General features: G+C 52.8%; 13 protein-coding genes. 4 read left to right on the top strand and 9 right to left on the bottom strand.

Translation table 11 applies throughout. The features are described from left to right. Positions 1-24: 24 nt before the first annotated feature. Positions 25-1,257, bottom strand: coding sequence for an MFS transporter (locus tag SK39_RS03660; RefSeq protein WP_003836956.1), 1,233 nt, complete (start codon positions 1,255-1,257; stop codon positions 25-27). 298 nt (positions 1,258-1,555) lie between these two features. On the opposite strand from SK39_RS03660, the gene ybjG reads away from it, so the two are divergent. Next, positions 1,556-2,164: an undecaprenyl-diphosphate phosphatase gene (ybjG, locus tag SK39_RS03665; protein ID WP_003836958.1), complete on the top strand. Its 609-nt coding sequence runs from the start codon at positions 1,556-1,558 to the stop codon at positions 2,162-2,164. Positions 2,165-2,228: 64 nt separating this feature from the next. Continuing rightward, positions 2,229-2,987: a DNA-binding transcriptional repressor DeoR gene (gene deoR, locus SK39_RS03670; protein ID WP_003836960.1), complete on the top strand. Its 759-nt coding sequence runs from the start codon at positions 2,229-2,231 to the stop codon at positions 2,985-2,987. Positions 2,988-3,031: 44 nt separating this feature from the next. Here the strand turns inward: deoR and dacC are convergent, their stop codons facing one another. Next, the gene (gene dacC / locus SK39_RS03675) at positions 3,032-4,234 is read right to left on the bottom strand and encodes a serine-type D-Ala-D-Ala carboxypeptidase (RefSeq protein ID WP_003035316.1); all 1,203 of its coding nucleotides are present in this window, start codon (positions 4,232-4,234) and stop codon (positions 3,032-3,034) included. Positions 4,235-4,562: 328 nt separating this feature from the next. Here dacC and SK39_RS03680 point away from each other — a divergent pair, with 328 nt between their 5' ends. Further along, a complete protein-coding gene (locus SK39_RS03680; protein ID WP_048216663.1) occupies positions 4,563-5,189 on the top strand; it encodes a glutathione S-transferase family protein in 627 nt (208 codons plus the stop codon). Positions 5,190-5,194: 5 nt separating this feature from the next. Here SK39_RS03680 and SK39_RS03685 read toward each other — a convergent pair whose 3' ends face one another. Further along, a complete protein-coding gene (locus tag SK39_RS03685; RefSeq protein ID WP_048216664.1) occupies positions 5,195-6,292 on the bottom strand; it encodes a PQQ-dependent sugar dehydrogenase in 1,098 nt (365 codons plus the stop codon). A gap of 102 nt (positions 6,293-6,394) precedes the next feature. Beyond that, the gene (gene bssR / locus SK39_RS03690) at positions 6,395-6,778 is read right to left on the bottom strand and encodes a biofilm formation regulator BssR (RefSeq protein ID WP_048216665.1); all 384 of its coding nucleotides are present in this window, start codon (positions 6,776-6,778) and stop codon (positions 6,395-6,397) included. 229 nt (positions 6,779-7,007) lie between these two features. Between bssR and rimO the strand changes: the two genes are divergently transcribed. Beyond that, complete coding sequence (rimO, locus tag SK39_RS03695) at positions 7,008-8,333, top strand: 30S ribosomal protein S12 methylthiotransferase RimO (protein ID WP_003836967.1); 1,326 nt, start codon at positions 7,008-7,010, stop codon at positions 8,331-8,333. A 55-nt stretch (positions 8,334-8,388) separates the two neighbouring features. Here the strand turns inward: rimO and gsiD are convergent, their stop codons facing one another. The 5 genes from gsiD to iaaA are packed head-to-tail and all read right to left on the bottom strand — an operon-like array spanning position 8,389 to position 14,660. Next, positions 8,389-9,300 (bottom strand): glutathione ABC transporter permease GsiD, encoded by a 912-nt coding sequence (gsiD, locus tag SK39_RS03700; protein WP_003035302.1) that lies wholly within the window; start codon positions 9,298-9,300, stop codon positions 8,389-8,391. Between the two features lie 2 nt (positions 9,301-9,302). Further along, entirely contained in the window at positions 9,303-10,223 is a 921-nt protein-coding gene (gene gsiC / locus SK39_RS03705; protein ID WP_048216666.1) for a glutathione ABC transporter permease GsiC, read from the bottom strand. A 46-nt stretch (positions 10,224-10,269) separates the two neighbouring features. Further along, positions 10,270-11,808, bottom strand: a complete 1,539-nt coding sequence (gene gsiB, locus SK39_RS03710; RefSeq protein ID WP_048216667.1) for a glutathione ABC transporter substrate-binding protein GsiB — start codon at positions 11,806-11,808, stop codon at positions 10,270-10,272. 28 nt (positions 11,809-11,836) lie between these two features. Beyond that, on the bottom strand, positions 11,837-13,708 hold the full coding sequence (gene gsiA, locus SK39_RS03715; protein ID WP_048216668.1) for a glutathione ABC transporter ATP-binding protein GsiA: 1,872 nt from the start codon (positions 13,706-13,708) through the stop codon (positions 11,837-11,839). Beyond that, positions 13,695-14,660 carry a beta-aspartyl-peptidase gene (gene iaaA / locus SK39_RS03720; protein ID WP_003836974.1) on the bottom strand — a complete coding sequence of 322 codons (966 nt, stop codon included), beginning with the start codon at positions 14,658-14,660 and terminating at the stop codon, positions 13,695-13,697. The genes gsiA and iaaA overlap by 14 nt, the downstream gene beginning before the upstream one ends. Positions 14,661-14,811 lie beyond the last annotated feature (151 nt).

A 14,811-nucleotide genomic window follows, 5' to 3' on the forward strand; every position in this document is an offset into this window, starting at 1 on the left:
CTGCCAGGCCCGGGCAACCGGGCTTTAGCCTTCCCGGGAATCCCCTACCCGTTTATCTTTCAGGAAGATCACCATAAGAATCAGCCACAGCACCCCGCTGGCCAGATTGAACAAGCTGAACAAGCCGTTGCCTCCCAGCAGATAAGCGTGTTTACTCAGCTCGATACCAACGGTAAAAATCAGCATCTGCAACATACCCATTGCGGCAGAAACCGTACCTTTACTCATTTCACTGGCAAACAGCGTCAGGCGCACCAGCCCCGCATTCGCCACGCCAATGCCAAACGCATAGATACTCAAACCCGCCGTCATCCATAGATATGCATGAGATGACACCACCGTGGCCGCAGCGGCAATAATCAGGCCAACGGCAATTGGCCAGCCGCCCATGATAATCAGCGAACGCACGGTTTTTCGCGAAGTCAGACGCGCCAGCACCAGGTTACCGGCAATCAGCGCACCAAAAATCGGCACCTGCAACAGGCCATATTCGTAACTACTGAGATGTTCTCCGCTGATGATAATAATCGGAGATTGCGCAATCCACGCCAGTAACGGCAGGCTGACAAAACCCAACGCCAGTGCGCCTGCAACGAAACGCACGTTCCTTAGCACCAACTTATAATCCTTGCCCAGCTCTTTAATGGACAGCTTTTCACCCAGCCGGGTTGCCGTTTCCGGCATCGCGCGTTGCAGACCAAAAAAGGAGATGGCCGCCAGAGCAGCAAACAGGATAAACATCCCTTCCCACGGCAGAACATGTACCCAGGCTGCGCCTACCAACGGACCCAGCAGCGGCGCAATCAACGCCACGTTTGCCATCAGCGCGGTAATTTTTATGCAGACCGCTTCTTCAAAGGATTCCTGAATGGCGGCGTAACCCACCGCACCAATAAAGCACAGGCTTATCCCCTGCAAAAAACGCAGGAAAGTAAATTGCTCAATATTCTGTGCAAGCAGGGTCGCAAGGCAGGTCACGATGAACCAGAGCACGCCGGTTAACATCACCGGACGACGCCCAACACGATCCGATAGCGGTCCTAACAACCACTGTAAAAACATGCCGCCAGCCAGATAGGCGGTCATGGATGTGGGTACCCAATCTAATCCGGCATTGTATTGCTCCACCACCGCCAACATTCCAGGCTGGATCATATCGTTGCCGATATAAGTAGAGAATTCGTAAAGCACCAGACAGAGAGGGAAAAGTAATGCCTGACGCCCCAAACGGGCGCCTGAAGATAAACGGTTCTGCATGCAGTCTCTTAGCTATAGAAAAATCGCGCAAAGTGTAATAAATGCGCCGTACTGGTGATAGTGAATTATGTGATTTGAAAGCAAAATGCGCACATTTTTACATTCATTTGCTCAAGAAGATTTTGCTTTAAGGTTAATTTAAGTTGAGACCGCTATCATGCTCAATAAGTCTCATTAATTGTCTTAAAAATAGTCATTTAGCAGACAAATAAGACAAGACCGCTTTTTATCCCGTGAAAGCAATTTTATGCTCTCGCTCCCATGGGCCTTTTTAACGATTACACTGAGTCTGGACGTTATGCTGGAAAATCTGAACAACTCACTTTTTTACCTGATCAATGCAACACCCGACTCTGCGCAATGGGCAATTTCGCTCGCCATTTTCATTGCCAAAGATCTGATCAGCATTGTGCCGCTGTTAGCCGTTGTGCTCTGGCTTTGGGGACCGCGTGGTCAGGTTACGCTCCAGCGCCAGTTGGTCATCAAAATGGCCATTGCGTTGATAGTTGGTCTGACGATTTCCTGGCTGATGGGACATCTGTTCCCTCACGATCGCCCGTTTGTAAACCACATCGGTTACAACTTCCTGCATCATGCGGCAGATGATTCTTTCCCGAGTGACCACGGTACGGTTATCTTTACCTTTGCACTGGCCTTCCTGTTCTGGCATCGCCTGTGGACGGGCGCTCTGCTGATGGTCGTTGCCGTGGCGATTGCCTGGTCGCGGGTTTACCTTGGCGTACACTGGCCGCTGGATATGCTGGGCGGATTACTGGCTGGGTTGATCGGCTGTCTGAGCGCCCAGATGATCTGGCAGCGCTTTGGCGCGACCCTGTACCTCGGCTTGCAAACTTGCTATCGCGCCTGCTTCGCCCTCCCCATCCGTAAAGGTTGGGTACGTGACTAACCCACGGTAAAAAGAGTAGTATTAAGCGCGAAACTGAGCACTTATTCTATTCTCCAGGGGAACTATGGAAACTCGACGCGACGAGCGTATTGGTCAATTACTGCAGGCGCTGAAACGCAGCGATAAATTACACCTCAAAGAAGCCGCAACGTTGCTGGGCGTGTCTGAGATGACCATTCGTCGCGACCTGAATAATCATGATGCTCCCGTCGTACTGCTCGGGGGCTATATTGTTCTGGAACCCCGCAGCGCTAACCATTATTTAATCAGCGATCAAAAATCCCGTCTGGTTGATGAAAAACGTCGCGCCGCCCAGCTGGCGGCGAGTCTCGTGCAGGCACATCAGACCATCTTTTTCGATTGCGGTACTACCACACCGTGGATCATTGAAGCGATCGACAATGAACTGCCCTTCACCGCAATCTGCTACTCGTTGAATACGTTTCTGGTGCTGCAGGAAAAACCGCAGTGCCGCGTCATTCTGTGTGGTGGCGAATTCCATGCCAGTAACGCGATTTTTAAACCGCTCGACTTCCAGGAAACGCTGAACAATCTGTGTCCGGATATCGCCTTTTATTCCGCGGCAGGCGTTCATATCGAGAAAGGCGCGACCTGTTTTAATCTGGAAGAACTGCCGGTGAAGCACTGGGCAATGTCGATGGCGCAGCATCACGTTTTGGTGGTCGATCACAGCAAGTTTGGCAAGGTGCGGCCTGCGAGGATGGGGGAATTAAAACGCTTTGATACCATCATCAGTGATAACCGCCCTGACGATGAGTTTGTTGAGTACGCTAAAGCGCAACGTATCACGCTGAAGTATTAAGAGATACTGCCGGACGGCGATTGCGCCATCCGGCATAGGTAAGGTTAAGAGAACCAACCACCAAACCACTGGTGGAATTTCATCATCACAAAGTCCCACATGCGGCTAAAGAAACCACCCTCTTGCACATCCTCCATCACCATCAACGGACGTTGCTCAATGGATTTTCCGTTCAACTGAAAGTCGATAGTGCCCACAACCTGACCTTTCTTCAGCGGTGCTGTTAGCTGTGGTTCAGTCAGGGTAAAGCTGGCCTTCAGGTTTTTGAGCTGGCCACGCGGGATGGTCACAGAACCACCTTCTCCGGCACCCAAATTCACTTCACTCTTATCGCCAAACCATACGCGCTGAGTAACGAAAGTCGCATCCGGCTTGATCGGCGTAACGGTTTCAAAGAAGCGGAAGCCCCAGGTCAGCAGCTTTTCTGACTCATTAAAACGAATGCGATCGGTTTTCGCCCCCAGCACCACGGAGATCAGGCGCATATCGCCCTGGGTCGCGGAAGCCACCAGGTTGTATCCCGCCCCGGCAGTGGTCCCGGTTTTCATACCATCCACGTTCAGGTTGGTGCTCCACAACAGACGGTTGCGGTTCGGTTGACGAATTTTATTGAAGGTAAATTCTTTCTCTTTGTGAATAGCATACTCTTCCGGCACATCGTGAATTAACGCCTTCCCGAGCAGCGCCATATCACGTGCGGTACTGAACTGTCCTGCCGCATCCAGACCGTGCACCGTCTGGAAAGTAGTGTTGGTCAGCCCCAGTTTTTTCGCATAGCCGTTCATCAGACCAATAAAGGATTCCTGGCTGCCGGCAACGTAATCAGCGAGTGCAATACAGGCATCGTTACCTGACTGAATGATAACGCCTTTATTCAGATCTGACACCGCAACCTGATCGCCGGGCTTGAGGAACATGACCGACGAACCGCGCAGGGCTGGGTTACCGGTCGCCCAGGCGTCTTTGCCCACGGTGACCATGTCGTTGAGGTTAATTTTTCCGGCCTTCAGCGCCTGCCCAACCACATAGCTGGTCATGATTTTGGTCAGACTGGCAGGATCCAGTTTCTCATCAGCATTACCTTCCGCCAGCACCTTGCCACTGGCGTAATCCATCAGAATCCACGCGCGCGCGTCCACGCTCGGCGGGGCCGTCGGTTGCTCCGCCGCCTGTACGGTCGGCGCCAAAAGGATTAAGAGTGCAGAACCTGCAGCAAAGCTGCGAAGTGAAGAGAAGTATTGCGTCATAAATGCCACCCGAGTATCCATTCCAAAAAACCACGTCATACCACACCGTGTTTACACAAAACCGGCCAAGCGACCTCGACCAACCCATGCAGAAAAAGTCTGATGGATGACGTGTAAAATAAGTGCGGTGAGTAATAACGCACTAACGAGCTTAAAGAAACCGTAAGTTGGTAAAGTTTTTAAAGTTTATGCAATAACGCCGCGCTGCGCTGCTCCTGGCACGATTTTTTTAGACTTTGTTGCGTAAATATTAGGTTTACCCCACCATGTGAGCTAGTCAGATGGCATCTGCAGCCATAAAGCTGCTCAATTAATTTGCGGGGTTACTATGATTACACTGTGGGGTCGCAATAACTCGACCAACGTAAAAAAAGTATTGTGGACGCTCGAGGAACTGGAACTGCCGTATAACCAAATTCTGGCGGGCGGACAGCATGGCGGTAACCGCGATGCCGACTATCTGGCACTAAACCCGAACGGACTGGTCCCGTTGCTACGCGATGACGAAACGGACGTTGTGCTGTGGGAATCCAATACCATTGTCCGCTATCTGGCCGCTCAGTACGGACAAAAACGTTTGTGGATTGACGCACCGGCCGCGCGCGCCGTCGGCGAAAAATGGATGGACTGGGCAAATCAGACGCTAAGCCCTGCGCATCGGGTTATCTTATTTGGCCTGGTCAGAACACCTGCCGATCAGCGCGATCTAGCGGCCATTGAGACCAGTAAGCAAGTTTGCGATAACCTGTTTGCCATTCTGGATAACGCGCTGGCAGACCAGTTATGGTTCTCCGGGGCTGAATTTGGCACTGCCGATATCGCTGTGGCACCGTTTATCTATAACCTGTTCAACGTTGGCCTGAGCTGGACCCCGCGCCCGCATCTGGAACGCTGGTATCAACAACTGACCGAGCGCCCGGCGTTTCAAAAAATTGTGATGATCCCGGTTAGCTAAACAAATCAGGGACTCACTTTTAGTAATTCCCCGTCGGACTCGTCGGTTAACACGTACATATAACCGTCTGGTCCGACGCGCACATCACGGATCCGTTGCCCCCTTTCCTGCAACAGACGACCATCCTCAGTGACCGTATTCCCTTTAACGCTCAGTACGATCACTTCTTTATCTTTCAACGCGCCGATGAACAACTTCTGCCGCCACTGTGGAAAGGTATCGCTATTATAAAAAGCCATTCCGCTGACCGCTGGCGACTTTTCCCAGTAAAAGATGGGTTGTTCCGTGCCAGCAACAATTTGACCTTTTGCTTCGGGAATTTTCAAACCACTGTAGTTAACACCCCAGGTCGCGATAGGCCAACCGTAGTTTTTCCCTTTCTCGGGGATATTAATTTCATCGCCTCCGCGTGGGCCATGCTCATTGAGCCACAACACATCACTCCACGGATTCATCGCCATACCCTGCGGGTTGCGGATGCCATACGACCAAATCTCTGCCCGCGCTCCCGCCATGTTCACAAACGGATTATCCGGTGGAATTTTGCCCTCATCGGTAAGCCGTACGACCTTGCCCTGCAGCTTATCCAGATCCTGAGCAGTTGAACGTTGGTTATTCTCACCAAGGCCGATAAACAGATAGCCGTTGCCATCAAACACCAGACGTCCACCAAAATGGTTTCCGGTGGATAGCTTTGGCTGTTGGCGAAAAACGGTCTGAAATCCTTGCAGGTGTTTGAGATCGTCACTCAATCGCCCGTAGCCTACCGCGGTGCCCGCTTTGCCTTCGCGGTCGGCTTCAGCGAAGCTTAGCCACACCCGGCGGGATCGTTCAAAGTCCGGAGCTAACACCACATCAAGCAATCCGCCCTGACCATTCGCCCAGACTTTTGGTACGCCGGTCAGCGGGTCGGAAAGCCCTTTATCAGGCTGCCAGAGTCGAAGCTGTCCACCTTTGAGCGTAATGAGCATACCGCGGTTATCGGGTAAAAAAGCCAGTGACCATGGGTGATCGAGTTTGGTTTGCAGCACTTCCACTTTTACCGCGACGGCATAAGAGGAAAATAGCGCAAGTGGGATAGCACAGAGAAAGAGTCGACGCATAACACCTCCTTAATGGCTCTGCATAAAGCGTAGCCAGCAAGGGGAATCACCCCGTCATATTTACATAATCTTAACGAAAAGGGGGAGTGCCCTCCCCCTGATTCAGACGTGTTCCAGCGTTGGGTAAGATTGCAAACTCTGGATACTCAGCATCAGCGTTGTCAGGCAGTTTTCCAGTTTCTCTGCGTTAACGGCGATAAACGTTGGACAATCATGGTGTCCACTCATAAGACAAACAGCGGCGGCGGCTAACGCCCCTTCAGCACGATGAAGGGCATTCCACTCTTCCTGATCAAGATGCATACCGTGAAGCTGTGATTGTTCGTGCAATTCGCGATTCAGTGCAAAAAAATTATCACGCAGACGATCGCTCTCGCTGACTGACATGTAGCCTTTCGCTTTTCTCAACTGCAGATAAGCGGCAAGTTCGATACGGGCGTTTATCAATTTGTTGAGAAGATCGGTTCTCAGTCTGTCAACAACCATACTTTGTTCCTCCTCTTTCCAACTATGGTGCAACTTAATAGTATGGTTATTTTTTGAACAAAGTCGTGTCCAGGATCAATCCATCACCTAAAATTAACATAATTTACAAATAATCTTTAATTCCGCGCCCAGCAGGCCGCTGATGGTATGAGATTGCGATACAATTTTTGTTCAGAACTCTGTAGAATCCCTGCCCTGAATATTCCAATAACTGAACACTTTTTACGCTATGAGCAATGTAACCCACCAGCCGAAAATCGGCTTTGTCTCCCTCGGCTGCCCGAAAAACCTCGTCGATTCTGAGCGCATCCTGACCGAACTTCGTACCGAAGGCTATGATGTCGTGCCAAGCTACGACGACGCGGATATGGTTATCGTTAATACCTGCGGCTTTATCGACAGTGCGGTTCAGGAATCCCTGGAAGCAATCGGCGAAGCGCTTAACGAAAACGGCAAGGTGATCGTCACCGGTTGTCTGGGCGCGAAAGTCGATCAGATCCGTGAAGTCCACCCGAAGGTGCTGGAAATCACCGGGCCGCATAGCTACGAGCAGGTTCTGGAGCACGTTCATCATTACGTACCCAAACCAAAGCATAATCCGTTCCTGAGCCTGGTTCCTGAGCAGGGTGTCAAGCTGACTCCGCGCCACTACGCCTATCTGAAGATTTCTGAAGGCTGTAACCACCGCTGTACGTTCTGCATTATTCCATCCATGCGCGGCGATCTGGTGAGCCGTCCGATTGGCGACGTCCTCAGCGAAGCCAAACGTCTGGTCGATGCGGGCGTGAAAGAGATTCTGGTAATCTCTCAGGATACCTCTGCGTACGGTGTGGATGTGAAGCATCGTACCGGTTTCCATAACGGCGAGCCGGTCAAAACCAGCATGGTTGATCTGTGCGAACAGTTATCAAAACTGGGGATCTGGACGCGCCTGCATTACGTCTACCCCTACCCGCACGTTGATGACGTGATCCCGCTGATGGCAGAAGGGAAAATCCTGCCGTATCTGGACATCCCGTTACAGCATGCCAGCCCGCGTATTCTTAAACTGATGAAACGCCCAGGCTCCGTAGACAGACAGCTGGCGCGCATCAAGCAGTGGCGTGAAATCTGCCCTGAACTGACGCTGCGCTCCACCTTCATTGTTGGTTTCCCGGGTGAAACGGAAGAAGACTTCCAGATGTTGCTCGACTTCCTGAAGGAAGCACGTCTGGATCGCGTGGGCTGCTTTAAATACAGCCCGGTAGAAGGCGCTGGCGCTAATGACCTGCCGGATCAAATCCCGGAAGAGATAAAAGAAGAACGCTGGAACCGCTTTATGCAATTGCAACAGCAGATCTCTGCTGAACGTTTGCAAGAGAAAGTGGGCCGCGAGATTCTGGTTATCGTTGATGAAGTTGACGAAGAAGGCGCAATTGGTCGTAGCATGGCTGATGCTCCGGAAATCGACGGCGCGGTATACCTGAATGGTGAAACCAAGGTGAAACCTGGTGATATCATCCGCGTGAAGGTCGAAAACGCAGATGAATACGATCTGTGGGGTTCACGCGTTTAATAAGCGTAACTCAACCGTAGGCCGGATAAGCGTTACGTCTTATCCGGCCTGTGATTTATCCTTTTATCTTCGGGTCCAGCGCGTCGCGCAGACCATCTCCCAGTAAGTTAAACGCCAGCACCGTCAGGAATATCGCTACCGCCGGGAAAATCGCCACGTGCGGCGCGATCACCATGTCAGCACGCGCTTCATTAAGCATTGCCCCCCACTCCGGCGTCGGCGGCTGTGCGCCTAATCCCAGAAATGACAGGCTCGCGGCAGAGATGATCGACGTGCCAATTCGCATGGTAAAAAAGACCACGATCGATGAAACCGTACCCGGCAGGATATGGTTAAAAATGATGGTCGTATCGCTGGCACCAATACTGCGCGCAGACTCAATAAACGTCTGTTGCTTCAGCACCAGTGTATTTCCGCGCACCAGGCGCGCGAAAGCAGGAATGGAGAAAATGGCCACGGCGATAATCACGTTCGCAATGCCGCTGCCCAGCACGGCGACCACGGCTATCGCCAGCAGAATGCCGGGAAAGGCGAACAGCACATCGCAGATACGCATAATCAGCCGATCCCACCAACCTTCGTAGTATCCCGCCAGCAGACCCAGCACTGTGCCAATCGCCGCGCCAATAAACACGGCAAAGACTCCTGCCGCCAGCGAGATTTGGGCGCCAACCAACACGCGGCTAAAGATATCTCGTCCCAGAGAATCGACACCAAACCAGTGCAGCATCGACGGCCCATCATTCAAACGGTCATAATCGAAGTAATTTTCGGCATCAAATGGCGTCAGCCAGCGGGCAAAAATCGCGACCATGATCAGGAGCAATACAAACAGCCCAGCGAACATCGCCATGTGCTGTCGACGGAAACGACGCCAGAACTCATGCCACGGTGTGCGTATCTGCTCTGGCTTAACAAGGGGCATTGCATTCAAAATCGCCTGTCGGCGCCAGTTAAAAAATCGCATCCTTACTTGTACCTGATAGCCGGATTAATGGCGGCGTAAAGCACATCCACCACTAAGTTGATAAGAATAAACTCCAGAGAAAACAACAGCACCTCGGCCTGAATCACCGGGTAGTCGCGCATTTCGACGGAGTCCACCAGCAGTCGCCCAAGCCCAGGCCAGTTGAACACCTTCTCAACCACGATTGATCCACCAAGCAAAAAGCCAAACTGTAGTCCCATCATGGTGACCACCGGGATCATCGCGTTACGCAGACCATGTTTTAACACCACCCAGGTCTCACTCACCCCTTTAGCCCGCGCGGTGCGCATATAGTCTTCGCTGAGCACATCGACGAACGAGGCGCGGGTAAACCGGGCCAGCACCGCAGCCACCGCCGCGCCCAGCGTAATAGACGGGAGGATATAGTGCAGCCAGGTGTCAGCACCAACGGTGGGTAACCAACCGAGCTCAACGGAGAATATCTGCATGAGCAGCATGCCAAGCGCAAACGCCGGGAACGAGATCCCGGTGACCGCCAGCGTCATACTCAACCTGTCCGGCCAGCGATTGCGCCATACGGCTGCAATGATCCCCGCCGTCATACCAAATAACACAGCCCATGCCATACTCGCAATTGTCAGCCATAACGACGGCATAAAACGGCTGGCTATCTCTTCGGAAACCGGGCGACGAGAAACCATCGACGTGCCAAAATCGCCTTGCAACACGCTGGTCATGTAATGCCAGAACTGAATATGCAGCGGTTGGTCCAGACCCAGCTGCTTGCGTACCAGTTCAATCACCTCGGCGTCAGCTTCCGGTCCGGCAATCAGCCGGGCCGGATCGCCGGGTAACAGGTGAACAAATAAAAACACCAGCACCGCAACAATCAACAGAGTTGGAATCAACCCCAGCAGGCGCTTGAAAACATAGTTAAGCATCACGCTCCCTTCGCCGGCCCCTGGTTAGCGGGGCCGAATGAATAGCTTATTTTAAATCCGCATCATCAAAGCTAAATCCGGTGTCCGGCATAATCCAGAACCCGGTCAATCTGGTGCTGTGCGCCGAAATCAGTTTTTCCACTACCAGTGGGATCCACGGCGACTCTTTCCAGATAATATCCTGCGCATCCTTGTACAGCTTCGCTTTCTGCGCTGGATCGTTAGTTTGCAACGCTGCCGCTAAATCACTGTCCACCTGCTTATTGCTATAGAACGCCGTATTAAACAGTGTTGGCGGCCAGTTTTGTGATGCAAATAGCGGTGACAGCGCCCAGTCAGCTTCCCCCGTAGAGGCAGACCAGCCGGTGTAGAACATCCGCACCCCGCTCTCTTTCTGCGCTTTACCCTCTACTTCCGCCGCGCGCTGGCCGGCATCCATCGCTGTTACCTGAGCCTTAACTCCCACCTGCGCCAGCTGCTGCTGGGTAAATTGCAGCACTTTCTGCGCGGTACTGTGATTATGCGAAGACCATAGCGTGGTGGTAAAACCGTTCGGATAACCTGCTTCTTTCAGCAGTTCGCGCGCTTTCGCCGGGTCGTATGGCCATGGCGTATAGCTTTGCGCATAGGCTATCGACGGAGGAAGAACGCCCGTTGCTGGCGTGGCATAACCCGCAAACGCCACTTTCACCAGCGCCTGGCGGTTGATGGCATAATTCAGCGCTTCACGCACCTTCGGGTTGTCGAATGGTTTTTGCGTGACGTTCATGCTGATATAACGTTGCATAATAGACGGACTGGCCACCAGTTCCAGGTTTTTGTTCTTCGCCAGTAACGCCGCCTGTTCGTAAGGGATCGGGAAGGCAAACTGCGCTTCCCCGGTCTGCAGCATGGCCGCACGCGTGTTGTTGTCGGTCACCGGACGCCAGGTAATCGTATCCAGCTTTGGCAGCCCTTGCTGCCAGTAACCCGCGAACTTCTTAACCTTCACAAAATCTGTCTGATTCCAGGTATCAAGCTGGTACGGCCCGGTCCCCACAGGATGGAAACCGATCTCCTTACCGTATTTCTCCAGCGCGGCGGGAGAAATCATTGCCGTTGCCGGATGTGCCAGAATATTGATAAAGGCAGAGAACGGCTGTTTCAGCGTAATATTCACCGTCGACGGATCGATGACTTCGGTTTTATCGATATTCTTATACAAGTTGTAGCGTTTCAGACGGTTTTCCGGATTGCTGGCGCGGTCGAGGTTGGCTTTAACCGCATCGGCGTTGAAGTCGGTACCATCCTGAAATTTCACGCCCTGACGCAGCTTAAGAGTGTAAGTCAGGCCGTCATCAGAAACCGTATAGCTCTCTGCCAGCACATTTTTCAGCTTCATCTCTTTATCAAGACCAAACAGTCCCTGATAAAACGACTTCGCTACCGCCTGCGACAATGTGTCATTCGCGTCATAGGGGTCAAGCGTGGTGAAATTGGATCCTACCGCCACCACCACGTCTTTGGCCGCCCAGCCAGGCGATGCGGCCAGCGCAGAGGCCACTCCCAAAGCAACCAGCCATTTCCGAGCAACAATTTTTGTCATGTTATTCTCCTTAAACCCTGTCTGCCTGTTATAAACGTGAAAGCGCATTTTCTGGTTGCCCACGCGCAACATAATGCCCCGGGCCAACTAACTGTAACGACACGGGGGAAATCTCTTCGCCGCGCTTGCGGATATTGCTGGGGATATCATCCGACAACAGCACACGCTGTGGTCGGTGATGCGATGGATCGGCAACTGGTACTGCCGCCATCAGTTTGCGCGTATACGGATGTTGCGGATTTTCAAACACCGCGCGTCGGGGGCCAATCTCAACGATTTGCCCGAGATACATCACCGCCACACGGTGACTGATCCGTTCCACCACCGCCATATCGTGGGAAATAAACAGATATGCGATACCCAATTCTCGCTGCAGGTCTAGCATCAGGTTGATGATTTGCCCGCGAATTGAAACATCCAGCGCCGAGACAGATTCATCGGCAATAATCACTTTGGGATTGAGTGCCAATGCCCGTGCAATACAGATACGCTGACGCTGACCGCCGGAAAACTCGTGCGGATAGAGCCAGGCATGCTCAGGCAGCAATCCTACGCGTTCCAGCAGCCATGCAACTCGTTTTGACCCCGCATCCCCCTGCAATAACCCATGCACCCGTAGCGGCTCCAGAATGGAATATCCCACCGTCTGACGTGGATCGAGCGAGGCATACGGATCCTGGAAGATAAACTGAATATCCCTACGCAGCGGCTGCAACTTGCTGGCAGCAAGGGTATCAATACGCTGTCCGTTGAAAATGATTTCCCCACGCTGAGACTCAACCAGGCGCAACAGCGCCCGCCCGGTGGTGGATTTCCCGCAGCCCGACTCCCCCACCAGCGAGAGCGTTTCTCCCGGCCACAGGTCAAAGCTGACGTTTTCCACTGCATGCACCTCGCGAGTTACGCGATTTAGAATGCCGCTACGCAGAGGAAAACGCGTCACCAGGTTACGTACCTGCAAAATTGGCTCGCCTTCAACCACGGTATTCTGTTCGGTCTGCGGCTCTACATGACTGGGATCGTGTAATGAAATAAGCGGGAAACGGCGCGGAAGTTCATGCCCGTTCATTGCCCCAAGCTGCGGCACGGCTGCCAGCAGCGCTTTAGTATAAGGATGCTGGGGAGCGTGAAAAATCTGCTCAACGCTGCCGGTTTCTACCGCCTCGCCCTGATACATCACCAGCACGCGGTCGGCAATATCCGCCACAACGCCCATATCGTGGGTAATAAAGATCACTCCCATCGACATATCCTGCTGCAACACTTTTATCAGTTGCAGGATCTGCGCCTGAATGGTGACATCCAGCGCGGTTGTCGGCTCATCAGCAATTAAAACCGCAGGGCGACACGACAGTGCCATGGCGATCATCACCCGCTGGCGCATACCGCCGGAAAGCTGGTGTGGATAACGCGATAAAATCGCCTTCGCCTCGGGGATACGCACTTGATCGAGCATTCGCTTCGCTTCTACCATCGCCTCTTCGTGACTGGCACCCTGGTGCAAGCGGATAGACTCGGCAATTTGCTCGCCCACGGTAAACACCGGATTAAGCGATGTCATAGGCTCCTGGAAGATCATCGCGATATCCGCACCGCGCACGTGACGCATTTGTGATGCGCTCTGTTCACCCAGCTCAATAACCTGTCGATTACGGCGTCGGAGGAGCATTTCATCGCAGCTCACCTCGCCGCCGGACTGTTCAATCAGACGCATCAGCGACAAGGCGGTCACCGACTTACCAGAACCAGACTCGCCGACTATCGCCAGCGTTTCGCCACGCTTCAGGCGAAATGACAGATTGCGCACTGCGCTGACACGTTGCTGCTCCTGTTCAAAGGCAATATTCAGATTGCTGACTGCCAGCACATCGCTGGCATCAAGCTCATCACTGTGTGGCAACGCTATCTCCTTTTTCCCGATAAATACCGGTGGTTGGCGTATCACCTGCGTATCCCCAGGCGCGGTACATGCCTTCGCTGTTAAACGGCAAAGCGACATTGCCTTCATGATCGATAGCAATTAAACCGCCGCTGCCGCCAAGCGCCGGTAATTTTTCCATCACTACGCGTTCACACGCTTCGGATAAACTCAGACCGCCGTAGTCCATCAACGCCGCAATGTCATAGGCCGCCAAAGCACGAATAAAGACTTCTCCGGTTCCGGTGCAGGAGACTGCCACACTTGCATTATTGGCATAACAGCCTGCGCCAACCAACGGACTGTCACCCACCCGCCCCGGTAATTTATTGGTCATCCCGCCGGTCGATGTTGCTGCCGCCAGATTGCCAAACATATCTAACGCGACCGCACCCACGGTACCCATTTTGTTGTTTTCATCCAGCGGGCTCGCGCTATGGTCCAGCACCGTTTCACCCGCTGTTCGCGCCGCCAGAAGTTGAGCGTAGCGTTCTGGCGTCGAGAAAATATCCGCTGATACGCGCTCCATACCCTGCGCAATGGCAAAGTTTTCAGCCCCTTCACCTATCATCATGACGTGTGGGCTGTGTTCCATTACCAGCCGTGCCGCGAGAATCGGGTTTCGCAGATGGCTTACCCCGGCGACGGCGCCTGCGTTCAGCGTATTACCGTCCATCACACAGGCGTCCAGCTCATGGGTTTCATCACGGGTATACACCGCGCCAATTCCGGCATTAAACAATGGACACTCTTCCAGCAGGCGCACGGCCTCGGTAACGACATCCAGTGCGCTACGACCGTCTTCAAGCATCCGCTGGCCGGTTTCAACGATATCCGACAGCGCCTGTATATAACGCAACTCTTGCTCCTGGCTCAGCTGCGAACGGGTAATAGCCCCTGCGCCGCCGTGAATTGCAATGACTGCTTTACCCATTTTTTTCGTCCATTAGGTGGCAGGTACCGGGGTTATAAATATCAGAATTTCTGTGACTTATTGATTCGATTTTTGAATATAGAAAGATGCAGACGTCATGTAAAGGTTAAGGCCCGTACCTCATCCCCCATCCCATCAGGTTATTTAGATG

Source organism: Citrobacter sp. BIDMC107 (assembly GCF_001037575.1).
GTDB lineage: Bacteria > Pseudomonadota > Gammaproteobacteria > Enterobacterales > Enterobacteriaceae > Citrobacter > Citrobacter freundii.

Excerpts from the sequence above, each read along its gene's own strand:
- dacC (WP_003035316.1), bottom strand. The coding sequence starts at position 4,234 with ATGACGCAATACTTCTCTTCACTTCGCAGCTTTGCTGCAGGTTCTGCA.
- SK39_RS03660 (WP_003836956.1), bottom strand. The coding sequence starts at position 1,257 with ATGCAGAACCGTTTATCTTCAGGCGCCCGTTTGGGGCGTCAGGCATTA.
- deoR (WP_003836960.1), top strand. The coding sequence starts at position 2,229 with ATGGAAACTCGACGCGACGAGCGTATTGGTCAATTACTGCAGGCGCTG.
- gsiD (WP_003035302.1), bottom strand. The coding sequence starts at position 9,300 with ATGCGATTTTTTAACTGGCGCCGACAGGCGATTTTGAATGCAATGCCC.
- SK39_RS03680 (WP_048216663.1), top strand. The coding sequence starts at position 4,563 with ATGATTACACTGTGGGGTCGCAATAACTCGACCAACGTAAAAAAAGTA.
- bssR (WP_048216665.1), bottom strand. The coding sequence starts at position 6,778 with ATGGTTGTTGACAGACTGAGAACCGATCTTCTCAACAAATTGATAAAC.
- gsiC (WP_048216666.1), bottom strand. The coding sequence starts at position 10,223 with ATGCTTAACTATGTTTTCAAGCGCCTGCTGGGGTTGATTCCAACTCTG.
- iaaA (WP_003836974.1), bottom strand. The coding sequence starts at position 14,660 with ATGGGTAAAGCAGTCATTGCAATTCACGGCGGCGCAGGGGCTATTACC.
- SK39_RS03685 (WP_048216664.1), bottom strand. The coding sequence starts at position 6,292 with ATGCGTCGACTCTTTCTCTGTGCTATCCCACTTGCGCTATTTTCCTCT.
- rimO (WP_003836967.1), top strand. The coding sequence starts at position 7,008 with ATGAGCAATGTAACCCACCAGCCGAAAATCGGCTTTGTCTCCCTCGGC.
- ybjG (WP_003836958.1), top strand. The coding sequence starts at position 1,556 with ATGCTGGAAAATCTGAACAACTCACTTTTTTACCTGATCAATGCAACA.
- gsiB (WP_048216667.1), bottom strand. The coding sequence starts at position 11,808 with ATGACAAAAATTGTTGCTCGGAAATGGCTGGTTGCTTTGGGAGTGGCC.